Below are 2,861 nucleotides of genomic sequence, written 5' to 3'. Positions count from 1 at the left end.
GGTGGACTCTGCCAAAGGTATTACTAACTTGCATTCACCAAGCGATGTGATCGTGGACGCATCGATGCCAGCGATGATTCGTGTTGGTGGCAAGATGTGGGGCGCGGATGGTCGCTTGCATGACACGAAGGCAGTAATTCCAGAAAGTACTTTTGCCCGTATCTACCAAGAGATGATTAACTTCTGTAAGACTCACGGTAACTTTGATCCAAAAACCATGGGCACAGTGCCAAACGTGGGCTTGATGGCTCAGCAGGCAGAGGAGTACGGCTCACACGACAAGACCTTTGAGATTGCTGAAGCTGGTGTTGCCCGCATTGTCGCGGATGACGGCACAGTATTGCTTGAGCAGAATGTGGAAGAGGGCGATATCTGGCGTATGTGTCAGGTGAAAGATGCACCGATTCGTGACTGGGTTAAGTTGGCGGTAAACCGTGCGCGTTTATCAAATACTCCAGCAGTATTTTGGTTAGACGAGTACCGTCCACATGAAGCTGAGTTGATCAAGAAGGTTCAAGCCTATCTCAAAGATTACGACTTAACTGGTGTGGATATTCAGATCATGTCTCAGACTCGCGCAATGCGCTATACATTGGAGCGCATCATTCGCGGTAAAGATACGATTTCAGTGACAGGCAATATTTTGCGTGACTACCTCACTGATTTGTTCCCAATTATGGAGCTTGGCACTAGCGCCAAGATGTTGTCTATCGTGCCTTTGATGGCAGGTGGCGGCCTCTTTGAAACTGGTGCAGGTGGTTCTGCTCCTAAGCACGTTCAACAATTGGTTGAAGAGAATCATTTGCGTTGGGATTCTTTGGGTGAGTTCTTGGCCTTGGCTGTTTCATTGGAAGATATCGGTGATAAAACCAATAATCCAAAAGTGAAGATCTTGGCCCGTACTTTAGATGAGGCAACTGGCACATTGTTGGATAACAATAAGTCGCCATCTCCACGCACTGGTGAATTGGATAACCGCGGTAGCCAGTTCTACTTGGCAATGTACTGGGCTCAAGCCTTAGCTGCGCAAACCGAAGATAAAGAATTGCAAGCCCACTTTGCCCCGATTGCAAAAGCCTTGGCTGAGAACGAGCAAAAAATTGTTGCTGAGTTCAAGGCTGTGCAAGGTAAGCCAGCAGATATTGGCGGCTACTTCATGCCTGATCAAGCTAAGTTCAAATCGGTGATGTGCCCAAGCGCAACATTGAACGATATCTTGAGCAAAGCAGCAGTAGCATAAGCTTGTTTTACTTCACTAGGTGAAGTTCGCAAAATGAAAAAGGCAAACCAGTGGGTTTGCCTTTTTTCTTGCCCTCAGATCTTCTTTTGATCCTTACGCCTAGTGCCGTACTAATTAGCTTAGGCATTCAGATACTGATCTTCTTGATAGGTGCTCACCCATTGCGGCCTATAAATTAACAACATAGCCAGCAACATACCGGAGAGCGAGCCCTCCATAAAGGACAGGATGAGTAAGCCTAAAAACCAGCCTACCGGATCATTGCTAGCCAATGAGGTGATATTAAATGCTTGTTGTAAACCGTATATCAACACGCCGGTTGCAAAGGTGCTTAGAAAAGCTGCCAAATAACCATGCCCCAAAATCAGAATAAATAAATGTTTAGGTAGCAGTCGATCAACCGCCTTGATGACACAGTAAGCAAAGATTGCAGGAATGACGCTCACCATGACATAGTGTTGAGTAGCCTCTACCAAATCACCGCTGATGCTTAAGACCCCAACTAGGGCCACGATAAAGAGGAGTGTGATCGCACTCCAGAAACCAAATAAAGCGACTAGTAATGAGGCTCCAAAAAAGTGGAAGGAAAGATCGATTAAGTTATCGAGGTTGCTATTGGGTAGGTGGGCGCGAATATTCCAGGCTACAGCTAGCAGAAGAATGCAGACCAAAAAGAGGTTGCGAAGACGGGGTTGAAGAAGAACCCCTTGGCGACTTTGATAGACGCCCAACAGGAAAATGGCACATGCCACTAGGATCCAGGCCATATTGCCCTTTCAGGGTAAATAAACCCTTATTTGAACTCCGTATGAGCTAATCAGGTATTGGATGTAACCCTATTACCCAATAAGGGGCTGAGCAATAAATTGCCAACCGTAGGAGAATATCTCTAAGTTCAATTTTTTTACAATGTAGCCCAAAAGGTATTTATGCGCACCCATCTGCCGAAGTTACTTGCCAGTGAAATCACCCCTAAGGCAGTTTTTGAGGGGCGCAGAGACTTGATTAAAAGTGCCGCTGCCGGAGCCTTTGGCTTGGCACTTGCGCCCTGGTTCTCACGCGAGGCTCTTGCAAGCAGCCCGCAAAAGTTAATCGCAACACCGAACCCAAACTTCATTCTCAAAGATGAATCTACCGGCTATCAATATGTCACGGGCTACAACAATTTTTACGAGTTTGGCACCGAGAAATCCGATCCCGCTGCCAATGCGGGCTCTCTGCAGACCCGTCCATGGACTGTCACGATTGAAGGTTTAGTTAAAAAACCAGTTACCTTAGATATTGATGCTCTTCTGAAGCTAGCTCCAATGGAAGAGCGTGTTTATCGGATGCGCTGTGTTGAAGGTTGGTCTATGGTGATTCCTTGGGATGGTTACTCGCTCTCTAAATTACTGAATTATGTGCAACCTTTGGGTTCAGCAAAGTTCGTTGAGTTTATTTCACTAGCAGATCGCAAACAGATGCCTGGTTTAAGGAGTCAAATTATTGATTGGCCCTATCGTGAAGGCTTGCGTTTGGATGAGGCAATGAACCCATTGACGCTCTTGACATTTGGTTTGTATGGCGAAGTATTACCCAAGCAAAATGGCGCTCCGGTTCGAATTGTGGTGCCCTGGAAATA

3 protein-coding genes are annotated in these 2,861 nt (G+C 46.4%); 2 read left to right on the top strand and 1 reads right to left on the bottom strand.

Annotation, left to right across the window (positions count from 1 at the left end; genetic code table 11):
- The coding region (locus tag B7X71_RS14625; protein WP_293601176.1) for an NADP-dependent isocitrate dehydrogenase at positions 1-1,240 on the top strand (1,240 nt) is incomplete at its 5' end.
- 119 nt (positions 1,241-1,359) lie between these two features.
- Here the strand turns inward: B7X71_RS14625 and B7X71_RS14620 are convergent.
- Entirely contained in the window at positions 1,360-2,007 is a 648-nt protein-coding gene (locus B7X71_RS14620; RefSeq protein WP_293598569.1) for an energy-coupling factor ABC transporter permease, read from the bottom strand.
- Between the two features lie 162 nt (positions 2,008-2,169).
- Here B7X71_RS14620 and msrP point away from each other — a divergent pair.
- Positions 2,170-2,861: protein-methionine-sulfoxide reductase catalytic subunit MsrP (gene msrP / locus B7X71_RS14615; RefSeq protein ID WP_293601175.1), on the top strand; the 692-nt coding region annotated here is incomplete at its 3' end.

The organism is Polynucleobacter sp. 39-46-10, assembly GCF_002282275.1.
Note: the sequence above shows the minus strand (reverse complement) of the source record. Positions and strands in the feature narration are given on the sequence as shown.

What these genes read in the sequence shown, in the direction of transcription:
- B7X71_RS14620 (WP_293598569.1), bottom strand. Translation starts at nt 2,007, where the DNA reads ATGGCCTGGATCCTAGTGGCATGTGCCATTTTCCTGTTGGGCGTCTAT.